Raw genomic sequence first — 24,861 nt, forward strand, 5'->3', positions numbered from 1 at the left:
TGGTCAGCACATGACCAGAAATCCAATGGAGATTTCGTTGGTTACCACATCCCCATCAGCCACCGATCCACCGAAAATTTTCCACTTCCTGCTGCCAGCAGTGCAACGCAGAGGCCGATCACCAGCAGGTGATATTCATAGCCTTCGCCTTGTTGATTCTGAAACCAGTTCATAAAAAAGCCATGCTTGTAGTTGGTGGTGACGATCGCGCCCGCCATGATGGCTACGAACAATAACGCCCACATGCGACTGGCAAATCCGGCAATCAGCGCGAGGGCGCCAAAAAATTCTATCACAATCACCAGGAACGAAATGAGCGCGGGCAGTTTCAGGGTTTCGGTAAAGAAGGTCATGGTGCCCGGGTAGCCATAGCCACCAAACATGCCGAATAGTTTTTGCGCGCCGTGTGGCAGCATAATAAAGCCCAGGGTAAAGCGAAGCGCTGGTCCGATCCAATCGTTTTGCGTGTTGAAGAGCAGTTGTTTCATGTTGTTTGTTTTTCAGGCAAAACAACAGCGGCGGGCAGGCAAAAAAAATAAAGTAGTTTAAGAAATGGCGGGCTTCATGCGTCGCTTGCGCAACATGCTGAGAAATTCTGGAGTGATGCCCAGGTAGGAGGCGATCTCTTTTTGCGGAATGCGCAGTTCCAGGCCCGGATATTTTTCGGTGAAGCGATTGTATTTTTCTTCGGCCGATAAATATAAATTTTGCGTGAGGCGATGCTGCAACAAGATGTAGGCGTTCTGAAATTGCAGGCGCGAAAATTTTTCAAACTGGGGAACGCGTTCGTATAACACGTCGTGGTTGGTTTTGCTGAGCTGAAGCGTTTCGGTGTCTTCCAGGGCCTGGATGGTGTAGAACGCCGGAGTTTGCTGGGCAAAGCTTTCAAGATCCATCGTCCACCAGTTTTCCACGGCGAACTTCACGATGTGTTCCACTCCCGCAGCGTCGGTATAGAAAATTTTCACACAGCCCTTCACCACAAACGTCTCGCACAGACAAACATCGCCGGAGTGGAGCAAGAACGATTTCTTTTTAAATACGCGCGCGTCCAGCAACGAGGTGAACAGATCAGCTTCCTCTTGGGAAAGCGGAATGTGCTGCCTGACGTTTTGAAGGATGTGATCGAAATTCATAGTGATGCACGGGTGTCGCGACCTTAACACCGTTCAGCGTTTCCGGCGACATGTTCAACTACGAAGCTACTATTTTTGTTCGATAACCTTTTTGCGTGACCAAGGGGATTTTGATCCCGGGCAGTTCTGATGCAACGATTTTGATTCGCTAAGGAATGCGTTTGTAAAGTACGGACGATCTTTGAGGATCGGCACTATCGCTCCCCAGGCCGATGGTGTTGTCGTCGATGAACTGTACTTTAAAGTCCTGGGAGGTAGATAGTCCGTATAACGAAAACAGGTCGCGGGCAATTTTCTTTTCGGTGAGCTTAAAATCAAAATTGGAAGAACGGGTGATGGCAGATACCCACACGTCGCCGCTGTCGGCAAACATCTTTATGAATTTGTTGTCGTTGAGGTGTATGATTTTTCCAACAAAGTCGCCGTCCTTTTTTTCGATCTTGATCTGAATGCCTTCAAACATGCTGCGGCCATTCAACTCCCATGTGCCAACAAATTTCTCGTCAGAAACTTCTTTCGAGCAGCCCGAGGCGATGCAGAGGATGAGTATAAAGAGTATGGCATTCCACTTCATGCTGGATGTGTTGGCGTGTTTGTTTTTTCGAAGATATGTTTGCACAGCGACTTAAACAAGCTGACGGAAGGCAACCGCGCCGACGCATCAGCCCACCGCCACTTCAATAAAGCTATCTTCTCTGAAATAGGTAGCTGCCGTTTTCAGAAGATCTTCTGCGGTGATGGCATCCACGCGATGGATCATGTTCTGGTAGTGACGATCCGACAGATTGTAGAGCAGAATGTTTTTGATCTTGTCGGCGTGTGCAAAAGAGGTTGTGATCTCCGACTGCAGGCTGCCGATAAAATGATTGCGGGCTGTTTCCAGTTCTTCGGCGTCTACGGCTTCGGTGCGGAGGCGTTTCAGTTCTTTGCCGATCTCGTCGAATGTGAGGGTCAGGTTCTCGCGATTCACGTCTGCGCCCACCATCAGGTAGCTGTCGTGACGCAACGCATGAAGGCTCGACGAGATACCATACGACAGGCCTTTGTCTTCACGAATGTTTTTCATGAGACGCGATCCAAAATAGCCGCCCAGAATATGATTGAGGAACACCGTGTCCGCATAGTCGGGGTGGGTGCGCGTGATAAACTTCTTGCCCATGCGAATGGTGGCCTGCACACTGCCTTCTTTTTCAACCACCTGTCTGAAGGATTGGGCTGGACTATAGTTGCCGGTTTTGTTCTTCTCCAGTGTGTTCACTCCAAACGGTGCAAACACATCGGCAATCAGTTGTTGATGCGCGGGGGTTACTTTGCCCGACACAATGAGCGTGCACGACGTGAAGAAGCGTTGAAAATGGTCAACAAGATGCTCCTGTGTCAACGCCGTCACTTCGGCGTCGTCGAGTTCCTTGCCATAGGGATGCGCGTCACCAAACACATTTTTGCGAATCAAGGTTGATGCCTGAAAGCTGGTTTTCTCGCGATTCACTTTCAGGTTTTGCAGATAGATGGCTTTGATCTGCTCCAGTTCTTTTTCGGGGAATATTGACGCCGTGAGCAACTCCATGACGAGGCGCAGGCCGGCTTCCAGATTTTTGTTGATGGAATATAGGGCCACCGAAACTATGTCAAGCGCAGCGTTCACTTCCAGGTGTGCGCCAAGACTGTCAAAGCGCTGGGCGATTTCGAAACTGCCTTTGGTTTTTGTTCCCTTCGAAAGAAGCTGTGATGCGAAATAAGAAGCGCCCCACACTTTCTCGACCCAACGGCCGGCGGGAAAGATGAGCTCCACTTTGCTCACGTCCTGGCTGCCGCCCAGCACAAACCAGGCTTCGGCTCCGCCACTCAGTACAATTTTTTCAGGATGAAGTAATTCGAATTCAGTGCTCCGGTTAAAGGGAGGTGCGAGGGTCCGGTCCAGCATCAGCGATTAATCAGTAACGGTTTCATCTTTGTCGGTCGCCGTTTCTTTGATGTGGAAGAACAACGTGAAGCGCAGCGTTTCGGCCAGCGGGCTTTCGCGTTTGTTCACGGGCACGAGGTAGGCCACGTCTACGCCAAATTTGTTTTTGCGGAATCCGAGACCGATCGTCATATACTTCCGGTTGCCTTTGTTTTTGGCTTCGTTGAAATAGCCAAGGCGCCCGGCAAAGATGTCGTTATACCAATACTCGATGCCCACCGAAGTCATGATCTCCTGGATCTCTTCTTTGAAGCCACCGGGAGCATCGCCAAACGATCCGAACATGCCGTTGATAATGCCCACAGAGTCGCGTCCCGAGTTCGGGGAAGGCACCATGAGCTTGCTGAAATCGAGGATGAATGAGAAGGAGTTATACGGATCGGTGTCGATCGTGTAGGCCGTGCCCAGACGAAGCGTGGTGGGCAGAAAGTTTTTGTTTGCGTTGTCGGTATACGACAGTTTCGCGCCGATGTTGGTGATGGTGGCGCCGAGCGACAAGGTTGAATTCTTGGAGCTTCTGAGCGGCGTGGTGTAGTAGGCGCCGATGTCGGCAGCCACACTCTTACCCGCTTTTGCATCGATGCCGGTGAAGGCGCCGGTCAGGTTAGAGTAGATATAGCGGCCGGTGATGCCCATGCTGAATTTTTCAGACAGCATGCGCGAATAGGTGGCATCGAACGCAAACTCGCGGGGATTAAAATCGCCCAGCGGGTTGTTGTTGCCATCGCGGAAGCTGATGTCGCCCAGGTTAAAATATTTGATGGAAGCCGAAATGGCTTGCTCGCGTGTGATCTTGTAGAAACCCGACAGGTAAGAGATAGACATGTCGTTCACGATCTTGCCAAGCCAGGGTGTGTAGGAAATGGTTCCACCGTATTTTTTATCGATGAACACGAGTTTGCCGGCATTCCAGTAGGAGGAGTTGGCATCGGGTGAGGTGGCTACGCCGGCGTCGCCCAGAGCGGCAGCCCGGGCGTCGGGAGAGATCGCCAGGAACGGAACAGCCGTGGTGATGGCGTTTTGTGCGCCAAGGAGGTCACCGGGAGTTACGGTTTGTGAAAAGGTAGTGTGAGCTTCAATCGTCAACCCAAAGGCCAACAGAAGGATTACGCGATACTGCATTAAGTTTTTTTTCAAAGGTCCAAAGATAATTAATTCACCACAATAAGTTTTGTAACACGCTCACTTTTAGAGCCATTGGTTACTGAACGAACAGTCAAACGGGCTAAGTATACCCCCGCAACAAGTTTTTTCCCTTCGTCATTCGGACCGTTTATTTCGAGCAAATTCACCTCATAGGGGCTGGTTGGTATCGAAAACGAGTAGGCCGATATCTTTTCCCCGGCAAGATTGTAAATATACAGTTGTGCTTCCAAATCATCACCCGACCGGTTGTGGGTAAAAAACAGACGGCTTTCGTGCTGGAATGGGTTGGGCGCATTGCCCAGCGACTCGATCACCAGCAGTTTTCCATCGGTCACTATGAAGGTAATGGTAGATTGGGCCGGATTGTTATGCGTATCCCAAACTTTCACCGTAATGCTGTGCCGCCCCGGCGCCAAGTTGTTCAACGGAAAATTGATCCATCCCCGCGAATAATCGTCGGTGTCGGCCTGATAATAGTCGTTGAGCACAAAGGTTTGTGCATCGTTGTCAAGCACGCCGATCATGGTGTTGCCAATGCCGTAGCTCGAGGTATTGAGTCCGCTGGCGTCGTGCAGACGCGCAACAAGTGAAGTGGAAGGCAGCACCATGCCACCGTTCATGAAGGTGGTGTCGCCCATGAAAAGCGCGATGTCGGGTGCCGTGTTGTCGGGAACAACCCCTTTTTCGCTCGCGCCCACAGGCACAGCCATGGCACTGGCGGCATCCTGCTGCAGGCTTGTGTCGGCCGCATAAAAACTAAGCTTGCCCGCACCCACTTCGTAGGCAATGTTTTTTGGCACCACAAACTGGATGCGAAACGCACCGGCCTTCACACTGGCTTTGCCGCGAAACAGCACATTGCTCCATTGCTTGAAACTGACGGCCGGATTGTTTTTGCCAATGGTAACTGCGGTGGCCGGTTTGTCGAATACGGTGGCCTCTAAGGTTCCATTAAAATTGGTCATCACTCCCTCGCCATTTTCCACGTGGCCGATCAGCGTCACGTTCGACAAAGCTTTCAGGGTGTCGGTGCCCGAAGCGGTTTCCAGGGATTCGATCACAATATTATTTTGAGGAATGGCCAGTGTCATGCCCGGGTCGCCGATCAACGAAAAGTTACGGTTGTTCACGCCGACGGTGCTTCCGTTTTTGGTTCTTCTGAACACTTCGCCAAGCGAAAGGAGTCGCTGGTTTTCGCGCTTGAACAGGTTCGCATAAAAAACCTGGTTCAGTTCAAAGTTTGTGCTGGAACTTACCGGACGCGAGGTGGTGACCAGGCCGATGGAGCCGCCGTTGGGCCGCAACACGCTGATCTCGGCACTGGAAATATCGGCGGGGTCGTCCTGGCGGCCAAACTCACATGTGGCTGTGACCAGAAAAGGGTAGTGCTTGTTTTCGAGGGTGATGATGTCCAGGTCGGTGAGCACCTTTTCGTCGGTCCACAATTTTTCGCTGCCGTGACCGGTATAGTTGATGATGAGGGCACCGCGGTCAAATTGTTTCATAATGGCGTCGTTCACTTCCGGTATAGCCTCCCCGTTGGGTTTCACGGTTTTGGTGTAGGTACCCAGAAAAACCCGCTTCGTGTCAAATTCTGCCTCGTTTGTTTCGATGCCGTCGGCAAGGCTGCGCGCCTGCTTCTGATGTTCGCCAGAGAATCCGTCGCTGATGCTGCCGTCGTCGGCCACGAACAAAATGCTTTTGCGCCAGGCACCAAAGTTTTTCTTGTCGGTGTCGTAGGCGATAATCTTGTCTACCAGGGTGTGCGCTTCGTCCAGTGTTTTGGCGGGCAAGCGGCCAACACCGATATCGAGTGTTTCGGCATGCGCGGGCCATTCGCTCCATCCGCCTTCACCGGGTTCGAGCAAGGCATAGAAGTCGTCGGACGAGTAGGTCTCTAAGGGTGAAAGTGAATTTCGCGATTCATAGGCAGGCACAAAGTTGGTGTTGTTTGTCTGCCGGTCTTTGTAGTCGTAGGAACCTCTTCCAAAAAACAAGGCGCTCTTCAGACGCGACGATCCGGTCTCGTATTTGTAACGCAAAAAATCGCGGATGGCGCTCACGTCGGTTCGGCCCGACGAAAATTCGTTATACACTTCTTCGGTCGTCACCACCTGCACAGCCCAGCCGTTGTGCTGCTGCCGGTGAGCGGCCAGGCGTTGCGCTTCGCCCAGAAAACTTGGATGGCTCACAATGATGTAGTCGACACTTCCCGGTTTAATGTTCTGATTGGCCACAGCGCCCACCAGCGCGGGCGCGGGCACATTGCTGTTAAAGATCACATACGACTTCAGTGTTTCGCTGGAGGTCGAAAACACAGCCCCGTTTTGCTGAATGCTCACGGTTTGTTGTTGCACGTGTTGAGGGTCGGTGATGTTCCACACGCGGTGTGTGTTGGTGCCTCCGGCGAGGCGATACTGCGATGTGGATTGGTCCAGGCTTGTAGGCGCTACAAAAAATGTCTGGTCGTCATAAGCCCCCGGTTTGCGTGAAAACTGGAAGAGAAAAAAATCCAGGAAGCCTACCGAGCGTCCTGTTCCTTTGGTGTACTGAAACGTGATTTCCTGGGTAGTGCTTCCACTGGCGCTCACGGCCAGGGTGTCGGAGCGTTCGGTGCCTTTGATGGCATACGGCGAGTTGACAATGTAGGCCAGGGGTTGCTCGCCGACCGTTGTGTTGTTGACCAGCACTTTGAACGAGGAACCTTTAGGGTCGTAGCATTGCGCCATCACCTTTGACACCAGTTTGGCGGGCGTATTTTCGAGGATGCCGGGAAGGTTGAATTTGAAAACGTATTGTGCGGTCAGATCAAAACGTTCGCCATACCACTGGCGGCCCGACTGCAATTCGTTGTAGTCGTCGAGTTCGTGATACACAAAATCTTCAACCTGTTGCACCACCGGAAAATTGCCGGCCACATTCTCGCTGGCAACGATGCGCGCCGGAGTTTCACTGCTGCCTTTGGCATAGACGGTAATGAAGTAATAATTTTTCTTGCTGTATAGATTGCTCTCGTAGGCAAAGATGTGACGTTGCACGTCGTAGCGCACACCGTCGGGCCCTTCGGCGTAGAATAAGATGTAGTCGTCTTTGTCGAACGAGCCATCGCTTTCGCCTTCCACAATAATAGATGTTTCCTGAAGCGATGCGGGGCGGGGCGTGTCATTGTCCTGGGGAAGCATGCCGCCGCCATTTCCAAACACGGCTATTTTGCGCGGATCGATGGCGGCCGGGTCGAACCCCATCTTCCGGAAGTCGTCGTACGAAATTTTATAGACGCCCCTTTTTTCAACACTCACCTTGAACCAGGAGTTTTCAGCCAGCGGGCTTTGGGCAAGACTCCATGGACCAAGCGCCGCCAAAAGGCAGACAAGAGACCATCGTATGGTGCGCGGAGATTGCAAAAGTGGTGGTTTAAGCCTGAAAAATAGTGCCTTATTTCGAAAACACCCGAACGCCTAACGACAGGGTGATGTACAAAAGTATGATGATGGGCAGTGCCGCCCACCGAAACACGGCAAGCAGTAATACCGACAGCAACAGGAAGGTAAACCGGATCTTATTCTCGTTCCAGCTGAAATTTTTGAACTTCAGAGCAAACAAGTCTACACGTGAAACGAGCAATGCCGAAAACAGCACAGCAATGCCGGCCAGCGCCAGTGGGTTGGCCATGATGTTGAATGAGCCGAAACTCAGAAACGGCAGGGCCGTGAGAAAAATGGCGTTGGCGGGTGTTGGCAATCCTTTGAAGGAATCGGACTGCGTGGTGTCGATGTTAAAAATGGCCAGGCGCAACCCCGAGCAGATTGCGATGAGCAGGGCCACGTATTGCAGGTTTGGGATGGGCGATGTCAACACCAGCGCCTTGTAGATGAACAGGGCGGGCAGTGCGCCAAAGCTCACCATGTCGGCCATGGAATCAAGCTCTTTGCCAATGGGCGACGACACGTGGAGCCACCGGGCGGCAAAGCCGTCAAAAAAATCGAAGAGGCATGCGGCCCACACAAAGTAGGCCGTGGGCACAGTGGCGTTGTCCCACAGCGAAATGATGCCCAGCATGCCGCATAGCAGGTTGCTACAGGTTAAAAAATTTGGAAGATACTTCATCATGAAAGATCAGGTTGAGATCACGGCGCAAAACGGATTTGTTTTCTTTTCGAAACCGATGGTGGTTTCCGGTCCGTGACCCGGATACACCGTGACGTCGTCTGGCAAGGTAAAAAGTTTTTGATGGATGCTTTGAATGAGCGTGTCAAAATCTCCGCCGGGCAAATCGGTGCGGCCAATACTGTTTCGAAACAACACATCGCCGCCAATCACAACCTTTTCTCCGGCGTGATAGAACGCGATGTGGCCCGGCGCATGACCCGGCACGAAAAGCACGCTAAACACCTGATTACCAAAGCACACTTCGTCGCCTTCCGTCAGATAGCCATCGGGTGTTGCCTCGTGGTAGAGGTTGAAGCCATAGTGGGGAGCATACACTTTCACGGCCTTCAGCACCGGCTCGTCGCTGGCGTGAATGTAGAATTTTGTTTTGTAGGTCTCCTTCACAAAGGCATTGCCCAGCACATGGTCGACATGGCAGTGTGTGTTCAATAGTTTTTGCACCGACAGCTGATGATCCGAAATGAAGTCGGTGAGCTCGGCTTTCTCTGCCGCGTCGTAGCACCCGGGGTCGATGATCACACACTCCTTTGTTTCGTCGTATAACACATACGTGTTCTCCTGAAAGGGATTAAAAACGAATACCTGGACGTGAAGCATGGTGCTGAAATTTTTTTCAAAGTAAACGGAATTTTACACGATGCCCGCCCCGTGCGCTTCAATATTTGTGATTGGGCTTCATTCATTCGGCAACGAGGTGAAAAATGCTACGGAGTTTATGTAGTTTGGCGCCCCAGAAATGACCTCCCGAAGTGTAGCCTATATAATTGTCGGTCAGGGCCTCGCCGGCTCGGCCGTGGCCTTGCAATTGCTGCGGCAGGGCAAGCGCATTCTCGTGATCGACCAACCCTCGCGAAACACCTCGTCGCGCATCGCCGCAGGCCTCTTCAATCCCATCACGGGTCGCAAAATGGTGAAGACCTGGATGGCCGATTCATTGTTTCCCTATCTCTTCAATTTCTACCGCGAAGCCGAGTCGCTGACGGCGCGGAAATTTTTTCATCCCATGCCGCTCTACCGGCCCTTTCATTCCATTGAAGAACAAAATGAGTGGATGGGAAAAAGCGCCACTCCGGCCTATGCGCCCTATATCGAGAAAATAACGACAGGTTCTACCTATCCAAACGTGAACGACCCCTATGGCGGACTGTTGCTGCAGCAATGCGGCTATGTGGACACGACGACCTATACCGCCGCCGTGGGTGAGCTGATTGCCCGCGAGGGCATTTTGCTACAGGAAGATCTGGACGAAAACGCCTTGACTATCGGGCAAGGCGTGGTGCGCTATCGCGATGTGGAAGCGGGCGGCATCATTTTTTGTAACGGAGTGCATACCACGCCCTGGTTCAATTGGTTGCCGGTGAAACCGTTGAAAGGGGAGGCCATCCGCATCCGTGCGTCGTTTGACGAGCACGTGATCCTGAACCGGGGTGTCTACATGGTGCCGACCGGTGAGCCTGGCGCCTGGCGGGTGGGGGCTACCTATGATTTTCAAAACAGCGGCCCGGGCGTGACCGAAAGCGCGCGAAAAGAATTGCACGACAAGATAAATGAACTGGTACATTTCCCCGTTGATGTAACGGGCCAGGAGTGGGGCGTGCGACCGACCACCCCAGACCGGCGGCCGTTGCTGGGAAAACATCCCGAAAACGATTCGGTTTTTGTGTTTAATGGCATGGGCACCAAAGGGGTGAGCCTCGCCCCCTATTTTTCGGAGGTTTTGATCCAGGCGCTGCAAAATATGAAGCCGTTAAACAAAGAGGTAGATATCGAACGTTATAAATTATTATATTGGACTTCCCCAAAATGAATATGAATTTGCGAAGCGGATTACGATTACTCTCAGCCCTTTTCCTGCTCAGTTTTTTTCCAGCGAAAGCACAGCAATCGCGGGAGAATTTTGGCAAGAACCGGATCCAATACAGGCAGTTTGACTGGGTGTATCTCAGCGGAGAAAATTTCGACGTCTACTACTACGACGCCCGCAAGGCCGTGGCCCAGGAAGCCCTTGAATACCTGGAAGGAGAGTTCGACCGCGTCACCGACCTGATCGGCTATCCGCCCTACTTCAAAACAAAAGTATTTCTCTACAACTCCCTCAGCGACCTGCGCCAGAGCAACGTGGGGCTCAATCACAACGTGTTTAATGTGGGGGGCGAAACGGAATTCATCAAACCCTATGTGGAAGTGGCCCACCTGGGAACAGCGCAGGAATTTAAAGACGAACTGCTCTTCCAGATCTCCGACCTCATGATTCATGAAATGATGTTCGGTGGCAATTTGAAAGAGATGTTTCAGAGCTCCATCCTCATGAACCTGCCCGATTGGTTTGTGGACGGCTCCTCGCTCTATGTGGCCCGTGGCTGGAGCATGGAGATGGACGACTACATCCGCCAGCTCATGAAAACCCGCCGGGCAAAACGCGCAACCAAACTTTCCGGAAAAGAAGCCGGTCTGGTCGGACAATCCATCTGGAATTTTATTGCCGAAAAATATGGCAAGAGCAGCGTGGCCAACATCCTCAACTATACCCGGGTAACACGCAATGAAGAGAAAAGCATTCTCATTACGCTGGGCATAAGTTTCAAACAACTGCTCACCGAATGGCAGAAGTATTATTCCGACATGGAAGGCACCGTGAGCAAGTCGTATATCAGCCCGGAAGAGTCAACCTCGTTCACCCAGCAGCATAACAAAACCACGGAGTTTACCACCGTGAAAATCAGCCCCGACGGACGCAACATCGCCTACGCCGAAAACGACCGCGGCCGCTTCATTGTGAAAGTGCGCTCGCTGGAAACCGGCCGTGAGAAAACCATTCTCTCCGGCGGCAGCAAAGTGATCAAGCAGCGGGTAGACTACAGCCTGCCGCTGCTCGCGTGGTCAGACGCCAGCACCCTGGGGGTGATCGGTGTGAAGAACGGCCAATATGTTTTCTGGCTCTACGATTTTAACACGCGCACCAAATTGCCGCGACAGCTCGAACGCTTCAGCAACATTCGCAGCTTCAGCTTCTCGGGCAACGGTCGCCTCATCATTCTCAGCGCAGACTTCGAAGGCAAGAGCGATTTGTTTCTGCTGAGCTCCAAACGAGACCGCGTGCGTCGGCTCACCAACGACCTCTATGACGATCTTGATCCCAGTTTCATTCCCAATACCAACCGGATCGTGTTTTCGTCGAACCGCACCACCGACACCCTGCGTGCCAATGCCAAGCCACAGTTCGAGCAACTCACCAACAACTACAACCTGTTTGTGTATGACCTCGACAGCACCAAGTTTCTGTTGACGCGCTTAACCAACACGCTCAGCAAAGATCATTCGCCTCAAGCCATCGACGAAGACAACTTCTATTACCTCAGCGATCAGCGTGGCATTGTGAACCTGTTCAAATTCAATCGCCCCACGGGCATCTACTCGCAGGTCACCAACTACAACTCCAGCATCAAAGACATCGACATCAGCTTCCCCAATCAAACCATGGCCATGGTGATGACGGAAGACATGAAGCAAAACATTTTCGTGGACCGTTCTTTCAACCTCAGCCGTCAGGTGTTCACCCCCGCTACGCGCCGCAAAGATTTGCAGCAGGCACGGGTGATACGCGAACGAAGAAAGCAGGAGGAAAATAAAAACATGAGCATCCGCGACCTGCTCAACTCGCGCCTGAAAGAAGCACAACCCCGACGCGACACCACACCGGCATTGCCACAACAAAACCCGGCGAGAACCGACTCAACCATTGTGCAAAATGGACCGCCACCTGCCGTGAGTCCCGACAAAATGGGAGAGCCTTCTGAAACGCCAACCCGCCAGGATGAAGTGAACACGGACAACTATGCGTTTGGCGACGAGCCCAAGAAACCTGAAGTACAACGCCCTGTTCAAACCACGCCGGCCGATGCCACGAAACAAAAACCAACCAATCGTGCCGACGCCGTGAACACAGACAACTATGTGTTTGGCGACGAGGAAAAGAAACCCGCACCGTCGCTACCCGTCGTACCGGCCGACACCACCAAGACCGGACAGGCGAAGAAGCCGGATGTTGTGAACACCGACAACTATACGTTTGAAGATGAAGCGGTGAAGGCCCAGCCCAGCGAATCGTTTCTGACCCGCTACATGAAAGCGCGCGAGAAGAGCCGAATCACCGGCCCCTTCCCCTACGAATCGAAATTCAGCTCCAACAACCTGGTGACCTCGCTGGTAGTGGACCCGTTGCGCGGACTGGGGGTTTCCATCGAAACGCAGATGAACGACATGCTGGAGAACTACCGCTTCTTTGGCGGGTTGATGACCAGTGTTGATTTGCGCAATGGCGATTTCTTTGCTGAATTTCAATACCTGAAATCGCTTATCGACTTTGGTATGCGCGTAGACCGGAAAGGTATCCGCTGGGCAGCCGAGCCCGAAACCGAAGGCGAACAAGGCGAGCTGTTTCACTACTCGCTGAACCGTGTGGAGTTGAGCGCGTCGTTGCCGATTTCGGATCGCATACGTTTCACGATCAAACCTTTTGGTGCTCTTGCGCGCTCTGTCGATCTGGGCGAAGCAGACTATCCCACCGCGCCGCCAACTGTTGCGCCGGTCAATAATTTGTATGCCGGTATCAAGTCGGAACTGGTCTACGACAACTCTGTGTCAACGGGCCTCAACCTTATTGAAGGCACACGTGCAAAGATCAGTTTCCAAAACTATCAGGGGCTGCAAAACGCCGACCTCGGTTTCAGCCAGGCATCTATCGACGTGCGTCACTATCAAAAAATCTATCGGGAAATTGTGTTTGCCGTACGCGGATTTGCAGGAACGTTCTTTGGCAATTCACCAAAAAAATATTTGCTGGGCGGCATGGACAACTGGTTGTTTAACAAGACCCGCAAAGACGGGAAGACCAGCGAAGGTCAACCCAATCCATTGGGCTATCCCAGAGAAAATCAGGACATTTTGTTTGTGGAATACGCCACGTCGCTTCGCGGCTTTGACTATGCCACATTGTTTGGCAACAGCGTGATGATGGCCAACGCCGAATTCAGGGTGCCGCTGGTGAAGGCCTTGTCCAACGGGCCTATCTCTTCAAACTTCCTGCGCAACATGCAGTTCATTGCCTTCTACGACATCGGCACCGCGTGGTCGGGCAAGCCGCCGTTCAGCTCGGGTAACAGCGTGAGCTATGAAGAAATAACCCAGGCGCCGTTCAAAGCGCAAATCAAAAACTACCTCAACCCCTGGCTCTATAGCTACGGACTTGGCGCGCGCACGGTGTTGCTGGGCTACTACATGAAGTTCGATGTGGCGTGGCCCGTCGAAAACTATGAAGTGTCTAAACCCCGCCTGCACGTGACGCTGGGCTTTGACTTCTAGACGATCAAATCATTTTTACAAAAGCAAAGGATAAACATACATCCCTTCACAAGGCGATGTATGTTTTGTATTTTGCAGACCGCTATTCAGAAGACAGCACTATCCTGACCCAAACATCTTGACTTCATGATCAAATCCATGACAGGCTTCGGCCAAAGCACAACCGACGACGGCCTGGTTCAAATTTCTGCGGAGATCAAAAGCCTCAATTCCAAATTTCTGGACCTGAGCCTGCGCCTCCCAAAACTCTTTTCCGACAAGGAGATTGAAGTGAGAAACATGATCAGCGAAAAGCTGGAGCGCGGCAAAGTGGCCATCAACATCGACTATCAACGCCACGGCGAAGCCGAAACAAAACAAGCCTACAACGAAGTGCTGTTCGCCGCCTATTATGCGGAACTAAAAAAACTGGCCGACCGTGTGGAGGCACCCTACGAAGGTCTGTTCGAGCTTGCGCTCAATTCGCCCGACGTCATTCAGGGCAAAGCCAAAGAAACCAGCGACGAAGAAGAGTGGAAGAAAGTGAAGGCCTGCATCGAAGCCACCATCGAAAAATGTGAAGCCTTTCGCAAAGCCGAAGGCAAGGTGCTCGAAAAAGTGCTCACCGACAGCATCAACGAAATAGCAAAACAACTGAAGTTTGTTGATGAACTTGACCCCAAACGCGTGGAGCGCATCCGCGAAAGATTGAAGGGCAACGTGGTGTCGTTTTTCGGAGAAGAAGGCTTCGACACCAATCGGCTGGAGCAGGAAATCATTTTCTATATCGAGAAGCTCGACATCAACGAAGAGAAAGTTCGCCTGAAGGCACACCTCGACTATTTTGTTCAGGCCGTGCGCGAGGCGCAGAGCAATGGCAAGAAGCTGGGCTTTATCAGCCAGGAGATTGGCCGCGAAATAAACACCATCGGCTCCAAGGCGAGCGACGCCGCCATTCAAAAACACGTGGTGGTCATGAAAGAAGAGTTGGAAAAAATCAAAGAGCAGTTGAACAATGTGGTGTAAGGCGAAGGGTTTCCAGAGCTTTCAGAATTTTCTTCAGACACAGACGCGTTGTTGCGTGTTTGTGAGATCAGGTTGAACCCATACTAGCGCATGCGAACTGTCAATACCTGGAAAAGCGTTGTCATCTGGTCCATCATCTCGGCTGCCTTCATTGGTCCGGGCACGGTCACCACGGCCGTATCGGCCGGTTCCATTTTTAAACTGTCATTGTTGTGGTCGGTGGTGTTTGCCACCGTGGCCTGCATCATGTTGCAGGAAATCGCTGCGCGCATCACCATCGCCAGTGGTTTGAATGTGGGGCAGGCACTAAAGAAAAAATTCGGAAGTCGCCATGGCGCAACGTTGCAATGGCTGGTGGGTGGAAGTGTGATCGCCGGCTGTGCAGCCTATGAAGCCGGAAACATTATGGGTGCTGTGTCGGGCATGAACCTCATCACGGGCATGAACATTAAGGTGCTCACAGTAATCATCTCACTCACATCGTTTGCTGTGTTGTGGATAGGCAATCCTTCGTGGATCTCCAACCTCATGACGTTTCTGGTGGCGGTGATGGGCGTGTCGTTTTTGCTGCTGGCCTTTGGGCAACATTTTTCGGTGGGCGAAATTTTCACCGCGTCTGTTGTTCCATCCATACCCGCCGGAAGCGAATTGCTGGTGTTGGGGCTGGTAGGCACCACGGTGGTTCCCTATAATCTCTTTCTGGGTTCGGGCATTAGTAAGGGACAGACCATTCCGTTTATGCGTGTGGGCCTGGCCATTTCGGTTTTTATTGGTGGCCTGATCACCGCTGCCATACTTGTGGCGGGAACAGCCGTGGTCGACTTCTCCTCGTTTCCCATTCTCTTCGCTGAGTTCGAAGCCAAGTCGAGCTACCTGGGGGCAGTGGCCATGGCGTTGGGTTTGTTTGCCGCGGGTTTCTCGTCGGCCATCACCTCGCCCTATGCATCGGCCGTCATTGCCCGCACGGTGTTTGAAATGAAGAATGAAAACTATGTGAAGATTGTATGGATATTGGTGTTGCTCACCGGCTTCATGTTCGGCATCAGCGGCCTCAGGCCCATTCCCGTTATATTGGTGGTGCAGGCCCTGAATGGATTGATACTGCCCTTGCTTGTGGCCTTCCTCATTCTGGTGGTGAACGACCGGTCGATAATGCCCGACGAACATCGCCCGTCTGTTTTGTACAACGTCATCCTTCTGTTCGTGCTTTTTGCTGTGTTAATGATAAGCCTCAACAACATCGAGAAACCTGTGGCCACAGCGTTCAACCTTCCGGGAAATCATCTGGGTGCTATGGTTGTGATCACCAGCCTCGTGGTGGTGGCCGTGGCGTGGGTCGTCTTTCACACAGACGGTCGCACGAGTGAGGAGGTTTAAGCGGATCGATCAGATCAACTTTGCCAGCATGCTGATGTAACGGTCGGGAACTTCGCCTTTCACAGCCGTTTGATAGTCGTTATAGCTACAGGGCACAATGCTGTTGCGCGCATAACGTTCGCGGCCGTTGGGGTAAGGAACCTCAAGCCACCATTTTTCGCTCACCTTGCTTTTGTAGAACGTGAGCACCTCCGGTTCCGACGGCATGGACACCGAATATTTCATGAAGTCGTTGCTCTTGAAATTTTGCTCATTCTTCCGGTGATAATACCCTTCGATAAAATACCAGATCATGGTCGACACCACCGCTGCTGTTTTTTTATGGGCATCGTCAAACGCGGGATTGTATTCGTAGAAACCGATGGAGCTTAGTTTTTCGTTGAGGCCCGCATACCAGCACACCTGGCAAGCTTCTTCGCCCGTGAGTCCGAACGGCTGCGCATGAGCATTGCCCGGCGCATCAGAAGAGCGGATGGCCGTGATGTCGATCGACACCATGTCGGCATTGCGGATGGTGGGTTCCATCTCCTGCATGTTGGTGCGCATCTGGCCAATGCGAAATGCTTCGAAGTAAAGTTTCTCCAGTACGGCCACCGAAAGCGAATCGATCAGGTAGGTTTGATAGGCGAGGTGCGTGTAGCTGAACAGGAAGTTGGGTTCGTGCAACAAGATCTTGTGAATGTGTCCGCGACTAGCCCCCGCATCCTTTTTTTCTTCCAGGTCAAGAAACGCGTCTACGTTGAGGAGGCTCACCAGTTTGTCCATCGTTTCATAGGCCGCATATTGGCCATAGTCCAGATCGTGCGAGCCGCCGATGATGATGGGTAGCACGTTACTCTCCAGCAGCATGCGGCACACTTCGCTGATGCGCGTATACGTTTCGTCGAGGTCGTGGCCCAGGTTCAGGTTGCCCAGGTCCACAATGCGATAGGCACCTACGCCGCGTTTCAGGTGGTAGAGCTTCTTGCGAATTTCGTCCGGGCCGGCGGTTGTGCCTTCGTTGTGGAGGGTGCCCCGACCTTCTTTCACGCCAAAGATGGCGATCTGCGCATCCTTATAGTCCGGCATTTTCTCGCCAAACACACGAATGCTCTTGAAGAAACTGGAGGGTGACGTGATGTTCTCGTAGATGGATTCGTCAATCGGCGAAAAGAGGATGGTCAGGTCCATAGCAACTAGGTCAAAAAAATCTGTGTGAAGATAGAATTTTCACCATTCATCTTCTTGAAGGAGCCGATTTTTACCAAAACAGGTCGAAATAACGGCCAGTAACCAACCATTGAACCCCGAAAAAAGACAACTCAACCCCAAAAATAAAATCCCGCTCTTTATTCATTGGAAATTGCGATTTTGATCTTATTATATTTGGTTGATAATGAGTTAATTAATTTTGAACGTTAAACTGCCACTTAAATACAAACTTGACCTCAAGATTATTGGGGTGGCACTGCTGTATTATCTATCGGCCAGGCTAGGCTACTTTTTTGCCTTTGAAGGTTCTACCGCCCTGCCCGCCTGGCCCCCGTCGGGCATCGGTTTCGCACTCATCATTCTCCTGGGCCGGTCATCGTGGCCGGGCATCACCATCGGTTCGCTGGTGGCCAACGTGATGGCCTACTGGAACGATCCGCATCTTCCCGCACAGGTCATCATCGGCATGAGCAGCCTCATTGCCGTGGGCAACACAGTGGAAGCACTCCTGGGAAACTACCTTGTGAAGGTGTGGATCAAAGACGACTTCCCTTTCAAGAATGCTAAAAACGCTTTCCGCTTTTTGTTTGTCACCTTAATCATGTGCTGGTTTGGGGCGGGCATTGGCATGTTCGGGTTGTATCTTAACAACCTGGTGTTGCCCGAAAACCTGTTGCGCGTTGGCATCTCGGGGTGGGTAGGTAACGTTGTGGGCATCCTGCTCTTCACACCTTTCTTCCTGGCGTGTTCCAAGAAACCGCAGATTCGTTTCACCTCCGAAAAGGCCATTGAAGTGGGCATCTTTGTGTTGTGCATGACGGGCATCGTGTTGCTACTGCAAATCGACTACCTGCTGCCTACCCTGGAACGTGCGCTTCCTTTTCTGGTGCTTCCCTTTCTGTTGTGGCTGGCGTTTCGCTTCGACCTCATCGTTGCCATTGTGGGTGTAGTGGCCACCGCACTGATGTCGATCTATATGACCGTTACGGGCGTGGGACCGTTTGTGCTTTCCGATTCGTATAACTCGATGTTGTTGTTGCAGATTTTTATCGGCGTCATCAGCATCACCACCATCATTCTTTCGGCCACGGTAAAAGAACGCCAGGATGCGCAGAGCAAACTGCTGGAGTTCAATGAAAACCTGGAGTCAATGGTAGCCGAACGCACCCGGGCCCTCAACGAAGAGATCAGCACGCGCAAAGAAGCGGAAGAAAAAATTCAACGCACCAATCACGAGCTCAGCAAACGAAACACCGAGCTTGATAATTTTGTCTATAGCGTATCGCATGATCTGCGCGCGCCCATCGCGTCTGTGCTGGGCCTGATCAACCTTGCAAAAAAGGATATCGACACCGACATGAAAGACATGTACCTCGATATGATCAACAAAAGCGCGCTGCAACAGGATCATTTCATTAAAGAGATATTGGATCAATCGCGCAATTCGCGCCTGGAAGTGAAGCGCGAAGAAATTCAGTTTGAGCCGCTCATCGACGAAACATTCAATCAGCTGAAGTTTGCCACCAGCACGGGTCAGTCGGTGCAGAAAGTTATTCACATCACACAGGAAGGTCCGTTCTTCTCCGATCGCTGGCGGTTGAAAGTGATTCTCAACAACATCATCTCCAATGCCATTCGCTATCGCAACGGCAAAGATCCGGTCATCAAAGTGAATGTGGAGATCAAGGAACACCTGGCCACGCTGGCCATTGAAGACAACGGCAAAGGCATCGACAAAGATCACCTGCCCAACGTTTACAAAATGTTTTACCGTGCCACCGACGATGGCGCAGGCTCCGGCCTGGGGCTGTACATTGTGAAGGAAGCCATCGACAAACTGAATGGTCACATCGACATCGAGTCTGAAGTGGGCCGGGGAACGACAGTTACCCTGGCGATCCCCGAACTCATCTGATAATTTTTTTTCCTACTACCGACAGCATTTTTTACGAAGCCAGACTAAAGGCTTTGGCGCTGTCTTTTTTGGGCGTGAGCGTGGCATTGGGTGCGAGAATAACGCCCACACCATCCCAGGTCGACCACTCCTGCAATTTTTCGAGACTCACTTTTCCAACCATATACTGCTTGCCGTTGGAGGCATAGCCCGACTGCAGTTGTTCGAAGTCGCTCATGGAAATGTTGGTGCCTTCGTCAAAACTCACAAAAGCTTCCACGGTGAGGCCGTTGGAAAATTTCAGGTTGTGAAGCTGATGGAGTTTTTTGTATTCGTATTGATAGTCGTAGGTCAGTGCGGAGATGTCAGAAAGCACCGCTGATCCGGTCGGATAGCTTCCTGCGCCTTTGCCCACAAACAGCTGTTGTTCGGCAAACGCGCTTTGCACCTGCACGGCATTGTATTCGTTGCGCACAGCATACAGCGGGTGTGTTGACTCGATGAACTGCGGTGCCACAAAACCAAATACTTTATTTTCGATCTTGAACGCGCGGGCAATCAGCTTGATGCCATAGCCATTGTCGCGTGCAAACTTGAGGTCGAGGTCCGAGATGCGGTCGATGCCAATGTTGATCACGTCTTCGGGTTTCACAAACACACCAAACGTGTGGGCAATGGCCACCACCAGTTTAAACTTGGGGTCGAAGCCTTTCACGTCGAGGCTGGGATCGGATTCGGCAAAGCCAAGTTCCTGTGCTTTCTGCAACGCATCGGCATAGCTCTTGCGTTCTTCAAACACTTTGGTGAGGATGTAGTTTGTGGAACCGTTGAAGATGCCTTCGATGCCCGTGAGCAAATCGTTGTCATAATATTCTTCAAGGTTGCGAAGGATGGGAATGCTGCCGCACACCGCGCCTTCATAGAGCACAGCCTTTCCCGTTTGTTTTTGCAACAGGTAAATTTCTTCGAGGTGTTCGGCCAGCATTTTTTTGTTGGCGGTCACCACGGCCTTGCCGTTTTGCAGGGCGGTCTTCACAATGTCGAATGCGGCGTTGGCGTCGTCAATCAGTTCCACCACCACGTCGATCTCGGGATCGTTCAGAATTTCTTCTTTGCTGAAGGTGAAGAGGTCTTCCGACAAGGGACGCTCTTTGTTTTTTGTTTTCACACAAATCTTTTTGATCTCGGCTTTGATGCCCGGTGTTTCATCCAGAACATGATAGAGGCCCTGACCCACACATCCAAAGCCAAAGAGGCCAAGTTTCAGGTGTCGGTGTTTGGTGTGTGAAGGAGAAGTGGTGGTTTGTGCTGACATAAATAATGACTGTGGAGATTCGGTTATTTTAGTTTTACTTCTACCGGAACAAGGTCTTCGCGGAAGAATTGTTTGATATGATCGCTGAGTTGTTCGAACTCCACCAGGAATCCGTCGTGTCCATAGAGCGAGCTCATCACTTCCAGCCGGGCATTGGGAATGTGGTCGGCCAAAAACTTTTGTTCGCTCAGCGGAAACAATATATCAGAGTCGATGCCCACAATGAGTGTGCGGGCTTTGATAGACTTCAGGGCCTCCACCACGCCGCCGCGCTGGCGACCCACGTTGTGGCTGTCCATCATGCGGGAAAGACTATAGTATGTAAATGCATTGAAACGATTGGCCAGCTTTTGTCCCTGATAGCGCTGATAGGTCGACGATCGGAAATCCTCCAGCGTGTCGTCGCTTTTTTCGGCCTGAGTCTGACCATAGGTGTCGTAGTAGCGATAGGAGATCATGCCGATGGCGCGCGCGGCTTTGAGACCGTCGATGCCCGCGCGATGATCGTTTTCCTTCCACGTAGCATCGGCTTCGATGGCCATGCGTTGGGCTTCGTTGAAAGCAATGCCCCACGGCGAATGCACGGCGTTGGTGGCAATGGGAATGATGTGTTGAAAAACGTCAGGCTGTTGCACGGCCCATTCCAGCACTTGCTGGCCCCCAAGCGAACCTCCAATGAGGGTGTGCACCTGTTCAAGCCCCAGGTCTTGACGGAGCGTGTCTAGTGCGCGCACCACGTCGCGGTTGGTGAGGGTGGGAAAAGAATGATAGAAAGGTTTGCCCGTTTGCGGGTTCAGCGACAAGTGACCCGTGGAGCCATAGCAACCCCCCAGCACGTTGGCGCAAATGATGAAGTAATGACGAGGATCGAAGAACCTGCCTTCATTGAACAACCCGCTCCACCAGTCGGTGAAGTCGGCGCTGCCGGTGAGCGCATGACAGACCCACACCACATTGCTGCGGTCTGCGTTGAGTTTGCCCAGGGTGGCGTATCTCAGTTGAAAGCCCTGCAGCGTTCCGCCCGATTCCAGCGCAAAGCTCTTTTGATAATGAAAGGTCAGCTCGTTCTTTTCCATAAATCCCTTTTGGGTACCCTGGCCGCTCCCCCGGATGGCAACCGAAGAGAGCGGCAGAGACTTTTACTATACTTAACTTAAACTAGGACACTAATTCTCCTTCAAAAACTTTTTCGAATGCCTGTTGCAGATCGGCCTTGATGTCGTCGATGTGCTCGATGCCGGCCGAGATGCGCAGCAAGTTTGGCAACACACCCGACGCCACTTGTTCGGCTTCACTCAGCTGTTGGTGCGTGGTGGCCGAAGGTTGGATGATGAGCGTTTTGGCATCGCCCACGTTTGCCAGGTGACTCACCAGCTTTAGGTGATCTACAAATTTGGTGGTGTGTTGTTTTGTTCCTTTCAGGGTGAACGACAACACGGCGCCAAATCCGTTTCTTAAATATTTCTTGGCAAGCTTGTGATACGGGCTGCTTTCCAGGCCGGGGAAGTTCACACTTTCCACGAGGTCGTGTTTCTCGAGCCATTTGGCAAGGGCCAGTGCGTTGTCGACCGAGCGTTGCACGCGCAGCGACAAGGTTTCAAGACCTTGCAGCAGGAGGAAAGAATTGAACGGTGCCAGCGAAGGACCAAAGTCGCGAAGACCTTCCACACGTGCGCGGATGATGAAGGCGATGTTGGGCAAGCCCAGTGGATTGCCTTCGCCAAACACATCCCAGAATTTCAAGCCATGATAACCTTCCGACGGTTCGGTGAATTGAGGGAACTTGCCGTTGGCCCAGTTGTAGTTTCCGCCGTCAACAATCACGCCGCCAATAGACGTGCCGTGGCCGCCGATCCATTTGGTGGCCGATTCCACCACCACGTTTGCACCGTGTTCGATGGGGCGGAACAAGTAGCCTGCAGCACCAAAGGTGTTGTCGACAATGAGGGGAAGGTCATGTTTTTTGGCAAGCGCCGCAATGGCTTCAAAGTCGGGAATGTTAAAGCCCGGGTTGCCGATTGTTTCGAGATAGATGGCTTTTGTTTTTTTGTCGATGTGTTTCTCGAACGCTTCGGGCTTGTCGCCGTTGGCAAAACGCACATCGATGCCGAGGCGTTTGAAGGCTACTTTAAATTGGTTGTAGGTTCCGCCATAAAGAAGCGTGGTAGACACAAAGTTGTCACCGGCTTGCAGAATGTTGTTGAGTGCCAGAAACTGTGCGGCTTGTCCTGAGCCCGTGGCCAGTGCAGCCACGCCACCTTCGAGTGCTGCGATGCGTTTTTCGAACACATCGGTGGTGGGGTTCATGATGCGTGTGTAGATGTTGCCGAATTCTTTCAGGGCAAACAGGTTGGCTCCGTGTTCTGAATCTTTGAAAGTATAGGAAGTGGTTTGATAGATTGGCACAGCACGCGAACGGGTTGTGGGATCGATTTCCTGGCCAGCGTGAAGTTGAAGCGTTTCAAAATGTAGATTTGACATGATGATAATTGTTTAGAGGGTCTGTGGTTATGATTATAATAGAATTGTAGAGGGAGGGTTAGCCGTAACCAGAACTGCCTGTCACCTGGCAGGGTCGTACGCTAATGTGTTGCGGGAAGATCGGAGATCTGTCAGCAGCAACGCGCCGCGCAACAACAACACATACGCGCGTCGTTGTTCAAGGCAATGCAAATGAACAGATAGAGATTTTCGAATGAAGCACGCAAGCGTTGAACGCTTGATCCGGAGATGATGATGTGACTGATGTTTTTCATTTTTTAACCGTTTATATTTTCCGCCTTGGCGGATCAGGATTTAGCACCTTTCTTTTAAGGAGGTTGCTAGCGTTTCTTAGAGCCTGTCTCTCCACGCTTCTTTATAAAGCGATTAAGCAGAAGTGCTTATTCGACTTTGATACCACAAACGTAGAGTCTGGGAGCTATGTTTCCAAACCCGGTTTGAATTTTTTTTGCACCTGCATCACTGACAATTGTTAGGCAGGTGCCTGAAAATAGTGGTTTTGGAGTGTATTACATCGATTGTTACAGGGTGCTCTTCCGGATGAGCATGATCTGGCCCGCATGATACAAATCGTGATGTACGATGCCGTGGAGGAGGATATAGAACGAGTAGTTGTAGGAGCTGTTGGGCACCGTGTCAAATAATTTGCTGCCCGGAAAAGCGTTCAGTGCGGCCATCATGTGCGTGTGCTGTGTCTCCAGATCGGCCGCGGTTTTTTCCCAGTCGGTGGCCACCGGGAAAGTTCATTTCGTCTGTCACCGCATAGCTGGCGTCGCCCTCCAGTCGCCGGGTCACAAACGTGCGCCATGCGGCCATGTGTGCCACCAGCTCGATGATGCTGTGTGTGCCGGGGATGCGTTTGTGCGCTTCTTCGGTGGTGATGCCTTCGATGGATTGTTTAACGGAAGGGCCATGCCACGCGCCCTTGTCGTAGGAGCGGGTGATGAGGATGGTGAGGTGTTCGATTTCAGGGGTCATCATAGGGATTGACATTTTTAATAAAACGAACGAAGGTGCTTTTGGTTAGGGCTTGCCTGCGCTTTGTATCTTTGAATATAAACCTTGAAACTTTCAAAGCGGTAAATTATCAAGATGCATGGATGTTGTTGAAAAACTGTTCGACGTGTTTGGGGCCTACTACATCAACGGGAAAATAGACAGATGTCCCTGTGGATGCATTTCGGATGAGCAGGAGAAAAAGCTTTATTCAAAGCCGTTGCGCGAACTGACGAGCGACGACCTTAGATTTTATTCTCGCAAAGCCATGACCACATGGGGCGATGACCGTGACTACAAACATTTTCTCCCGCGCATACTCGAATTGTTTTATGATGAAAAACCCTTTGGGGACATCGACGCGGATGCCATTCACAACAAGCTTGTCTATGCAAATTTTGAAACCTGGCCCGAGCCCGAAAAGCAAGTGGTTGCCGAATTTCTGTTGGCTGACTGGAGCCGGTTTGTGAACACCACCGAGCGCGGGGGCATGCTGGATGACATCGACTTCTACTCAACCTATGTGGACATACATGTGCTCCTTCTTGAATGGAAGTACACACAAACCAAGATTGCCCAGCAGAATCTCATTGATTTCATATACTACAACGGCAACGACCGGAAGTTGAGTAAAAACGCAGGCACGCATGAAGCGTTGAAAGCGTTTATTTGTGACAAGGCCTTGGTTGACTATCTTGAGAAATCGTTTTTTGAATATGCCGAAGAAGATCCGGCGTTGGCGGAAAGGATTTCGGTGGCGATGCAGGTGATTGAAGTAATGACGCAACGATGATTTGGTGTGCGG

Annotated in this window: 19 protein-coding genes and 1 riboswitch; of the genes, 6 read left to right on the forward strand and 13 right to left on the reverse strand. The window is 51.7% G+C overall.

All coding sequences use genetic code 11. The features are described from left to right. Window positions 1-41: 41 nt before the first annotated feature. The 8 genes from JI741_RS14360 to JI741_RS14395 all read right to left on the reverse strand — a co-directional run bounded on the left by JI741_RS14360 (window position 42) and on the right by JI741_RS14395 (window position 9,012). Window positions 42-488, reverse strand: coding sequence for a DoxX family protein (locus JI741_RS14360; protein WP_202010615.1), 447 nt, complete (start codon window positions 486-488; stop codon window positions 42-44). 57 nt (window positions 489-545) lie between these two features. After that, a complete protein-coding gene (locus tag JI741_RS14365; RefSeq protein ID WP_202010617.1) occupies window positions 546-1,136 on the reverse strand; it encodes a Crp/Fnr family transcriptional regulator in 591 nt (196 codons plus the stop codon). A 148-nt stretch (window positions 1,137-1,284) separates the two neighbouring features. Beyond that, the gene (locus JI741_RS14370) at window positions 1,285-1,710 is read right to left on the reverse strand and encodes a hypothetical protein (RefSeq protein ID WP_202010618.1); all 426 of its coding nucleotides are present in this window, start codon (window positions 1,708-1,710) and stop codon (window positions 1,285-1,287) included. An 87-nt stretch (window positions 1,711-1,797) separates the two neighbouring features. Beyond that, on the reverse strand, window positions 1,798-3,060 hold the full coding sequence (locus tag JI741_RS14375) for a M16 family metallopeptidase (RefSeq protein WP_202010620.1): 1,263 nt from the start codon (window positions 3,058-3,060) through the stop codon (window positions 1,798-1,800). A gap of 6 nt (window positions 3,061-3,066) precedes the next feature. Continuing rightward, the gene (gene porV / locus JI741_RS14380) at window positions 3,067-4,221 is read right to left on the reverse strand and encodes a type IX secretion system outer membrane channel protein PorV (RefSeq protein ID WP_236676066.1); all 1,155 of its coding nucleotides are present in this window, start codon (window positions 4,219-4,221) and stop codon (window positions 3,067-3,069) included. Window positions 4,222-4,250: 29 nt separating this feature from the next. Beyond that, window positions 4,251-7,649 carry a type IX secretion system sortase PorU gene (gene porU, locus JI741_RS14385; protein WP_369411785.1) on the reverse strand — a complete coding sequence of 1,133 codons (3,399 nt, stop codon included), beginning with the start codon at window positions 7,647-7,649 and terminating at the stop codon, window positions 4,251-4,253. Between the two features lie 31 nt (window positions 7,650-7,680). Further along, window positions 7,681-8,355 (reverse strand): CDP-diacylglycerol--serine O-phosphatidyltransferase, encoded by a 675-nt coding sequence (gene pssA, locus JI741_RS14390; RefSeq protein ID WP_202010626.1) that lies wholly within the window; start codon window positions 8,353-8,355, stop codon window positions 7,681-7,683. Window positions 8,356-8,361: 6 nt separating this feature from the next. Then, the gene (locus JI741_RS14395) at window positions 8,362-9,012 is read right to left on the reverse strand and encodes an MBL fold metallo-hydrolase (protein WP_202010628.1); all 651 of its coding nucleotides are present in this window, start codon (window positions 9,010-9,012) and stop codon (window positions 8,362-8,364) included. A 139-nt stretch (window positions 9,013-9,151) separates the two neighbouring features. Between JI741_RS14395 and JI741_RS14400 the strand changes: the two genes are divergently transcribed. From JI741_RS14400 to JI741_RS14415, 4 genes are all read left to right on the forward strand, one after another. Beyond that, window positions 9,152-10,222 carry an NAD(P)/FAD-dependent oxidoreductase gene (locus JI741_RS14400; RefSeq protein WP_202010630.1) on the forward strand — a complete coding sequence of 357 codons (1,071 nt, stop codon included), beginning with the start codon at window positions 9,152-9,154 and terminating at the stop codon, window positions 10,220-10,222. Between the two features lie 2 nt (window positions 10,223-10,224). After that, window positions 10,225-13,776 (forward strand): PD40 domain-containing protein, encoded by a 3,552-nt coding sequence (locus JI741_RS14405; protein ID WP_202010632.1) that lies wholly within the window; start codon window positions 10,225-10,227, stop codon window positions 13,774-13,776. A 126-nt stretch (window positions 13,777-13,902) separates the two neighbouring features. After that, window positions 13,903-14,781, forward strand: a complete 879-nt coding sequence (locus JI741_RS14410; RefSeq protein WP_202010634.1) for a YicC/YloC family endoribonuclease — start codon at window positions 13,903-13,905, stop codon at window positions 14,779-14,781. 90 nt (window positions 14,782-14,871) lie between these two features. Then, complete coding sequence (locus JI741_RS14415; RefSeq protein ID WP_202010642.1) at window positions 14,872-16,158, forward strand: NRAMP family divalent metal transporter; 1,287 nt, start codon at window positions 14,872-14,874, stop codon at window positions 16,156-16,158. Window positions 16,159-16,167: 9 nt separating this feature from the next. On the opposite strand, the gene JI741_RS14420 is transcribed toward JI741_RS14415, so the two are convergent. After that, a complete protein-coding gene (locus tag JI741_RS14420) occupies window positions 16,168-17,328 on the reverse strand; it encodes a formimidoylglutamase (RefSeq protein WP_202010644.1) in 1,161 nt (386 codons plus the stop codon). 220 nt (window positions 17,329-17,548) lie between these two features. On the opposite strand from JI741_RS14420, the gene JI741_RS14425 reads away from it, so the two are divergent. Beyond that, window positions 17,549-19,264 carry an MASE1 domain-containing protein gene (locus JI741_RS14425; RefSeq protein ID WP_202010646.1) on the forward strand — a complete coding sequence of 572 codons (1,716 nt, stop codon included), beginning with the start codon at window positions 17,549-17,551 and terminating at the stop codon, window positions 19,262-19,264. 31 nt (window positions 19,265-19,295) lie between these two features. Here the strand turns inward: JI741_RS14425 and JI741_RS14430 are convergent, their stop codons facing one another. The 4 genes from JI741_RS14430 to JI741_RS14445 form a co-directional block, all read right to left on the reverse strand. Beyond that, on the reverse strand, window positions 19,296-20,558 hold the full coding sequence (locus JI741_RS14430) for a homoserine dehydrogenase (RefSeq protein WP_202010648.1): 1,263 nt from the start codon (window positions 20,556-20,558) through the stop codon (window positions 19,296-19,298). A 23-nt stretch (window positions 20,559-20,581) separates the two neighbouring features. Next, a complete protein-coding gene (locus JI741_RS14435; RefSeq protein WP_202010650.1) occupies window positions 20,582-21,634 on the reverse strand; it encodes a homoserine O-acetyltransferase family protein in 1,053 nt (350 codons plus the stop codon). Between the two features lie 82 nt (window positions 21,635-21,716). Beyond that, complete coding sequence (locus tag JI741_RS14440) at window positions 21,717-23,039, reverse strand: O-acetylhomoserine aminocarboxypropyltransferase/cysteine synthase family protein (protein WP_202010652.1); 1,323 nt, start codon at window positions 23,037-23,039, stop codon at window positions 21,717-21,719. Between the two features lie 283 nt (window positions 23,040-23,322). Next, window positions 23,323-23,424, reverse strand: a riboswitch (SAM riboswitch). Between the two features lie 272 nt (window positions 23,425-23,696). Continuing rightward, window positions 23,697-24,041 carry a DinB family protein gene (locus tag JI741_RS14445; protein WP_202010653.1) on the reverse strand — a complete coding sequence of 115 codons (345 nt, stop codon included), beginning with the start codon at window positions 24,039-24,041 and terminating at the stop codon, window positions 23,697-23,699. A gap of 115 nt (window positions 24,042-24,156) precedes the next feature. Here JI741_RS14445 and JI741_RS14450 point away from each other — a divergent pair, with 115 nt between their 5' ends. After that, on the forward strand, window positions 24,157-24,849 hold the full coding sequence (locus JI741_RS14450; RefSeq protein WP_202010655.1) for a hypothetical protein: 693 nt from the start codon (window positions 24,157-24,159) through the stop codon (window positions 24,847-24,849). Window positions 24,850-24,861: the final 12 nt, after the last annotated feature.

Source organism: Chryseolinea lacunae (genome assembly GCF_016735595.1).
Lineage (GTDB): Bacteria > Bacteroidota > Bacteroidia > Cytophagales > Cyclobacteriaceae > Chryseolinea > Chryseolinea lacunae.

What these genes read in the sequence shown, in the direction of transcription:
- JI741_RS14410 (WP_202010634.1), top strand. Translation starts at nt 13,903, where the DNA reads ATGATCAAATCCATGACAGGCTTCGGCCAAAGCACAACCGACGACGGC.
- JI741_RS14405 (WP_202010632.1), top strand. Translation starts at nt 10,225, where the DNA reads ATGAATTTGCGAAGCGGATTACGATTACTCTCAGCCCTTTTCCTGCTC.
- JI741_RS14375 (WP_202010620.1), bottom strand. Translation starts at nt 3,060, where the DNA reads ATGCTGGACCGGACCCTCGCACCTCCCTTTAACCGGAGCACTGAATTC.
- JI741_RS14415 (WP_202010642.1), top strand. Translation starts at nt 14,872, where the DNA reads ATGCGAACTGTCAATACCTGGAAAAGCGTTGTCATCTGGTCCATCATC.
- porV (WP_236676066.1), bottom strand. Translation starts at nt 4,221, where the DNA reads ATGCAGTATCGCGTAATCCTTCTGTTGGCCTTTGGGTTGACGATTGAA.
- JI741_RS14395 (WP_202010628.1), bottom strand. Translation starts at nt 9,012, where the DNA reads ATGCTTCACGTCCAGGTATTCGTTTTTAATCCCTTTCAGGAGAACACG.
- JI741_RS14450 (WP_202010655.1), top strand. Translation starts at nt 24,157, where the DNA reads ATGGATGTTGTTGAAAAACTGTTCGACGTGTTTGGGGCCTACTACATC.
- JI741_RS14370 (WP_202010618.1), bottom strand. Translation starts at nt 1,710, where the DNA reads ATGAAGTGGAATGCCATACTCTTTATACTCATCCTCTGCATCGCCTCG.
- JI741_RS14440 (WP_202010652.1), bottom strand. Translation starts at nt 23,039, where the DNA reads ATGTCAAATCTACATTTTGAAACGCTTCAACTTCACGCTGGCCAGGAA.
- JI741_RS14435 (WP_202010650.1), bottom strand. Translation starts at nt 21,634, where the DNA reads ATGGAAAAGAACGAGCTGACCTTTCATTATCAAAAGAGCTTTGCGCTG.
- JI741_RS14360 (WP_202010615.1), bottom strand. Translation starts at nt 488, where the DNA reads ATGAAACAACTGCTCTTCAACACGCAAAACGATTGGATCGGACCAGCG.
- JI741_RS14365 (WP_202010617.1), bottom strand. Translation starts at nt 1,136, where the DNA reads ATGAATTTCGATCACATCCTTCAAAACGTCAGGCAGCACATTCCGCTT.
- JI741_RS14445 (WP_202010653.1), bottom strand. Translation starts at nt 24,041, where the DNA reads ATGATGACCCCTGAAATCGAACACCTCACCATCCTCATCACCCGCTCC.
- pssA (WP_202010626.1), bottom strand. Translation starts at nt 8,355, where the DNA reads ATGATGAAGTATCTTCCAAATTTTTTAACCTGTAGCAACCTGCTATGC.
- JI741_RS14430 (WP_202010648.1), bottom strand. Translation starts at nt 20,558, where the DNA reads ATGTCAGCACAAACCACCACTTCTCCTTCACACACCAAACACCGACAC.
- JI741_RS14400 (WP_202010630.1), top strand. Translation starts at nt 9,152, where the DNA reads ATGACCTCCCGAAGTGTAGCCTATATAATTGTCGGTCAGGGCCTCGCC.
- JI741_RS14420 (WP_202010644.1), bottom strand. Translation starts at nt 17,328, where the DNA reads ATGGACCTGACCATCCTCTTTTCGCCGATTGACGAATCCATCTACGAG.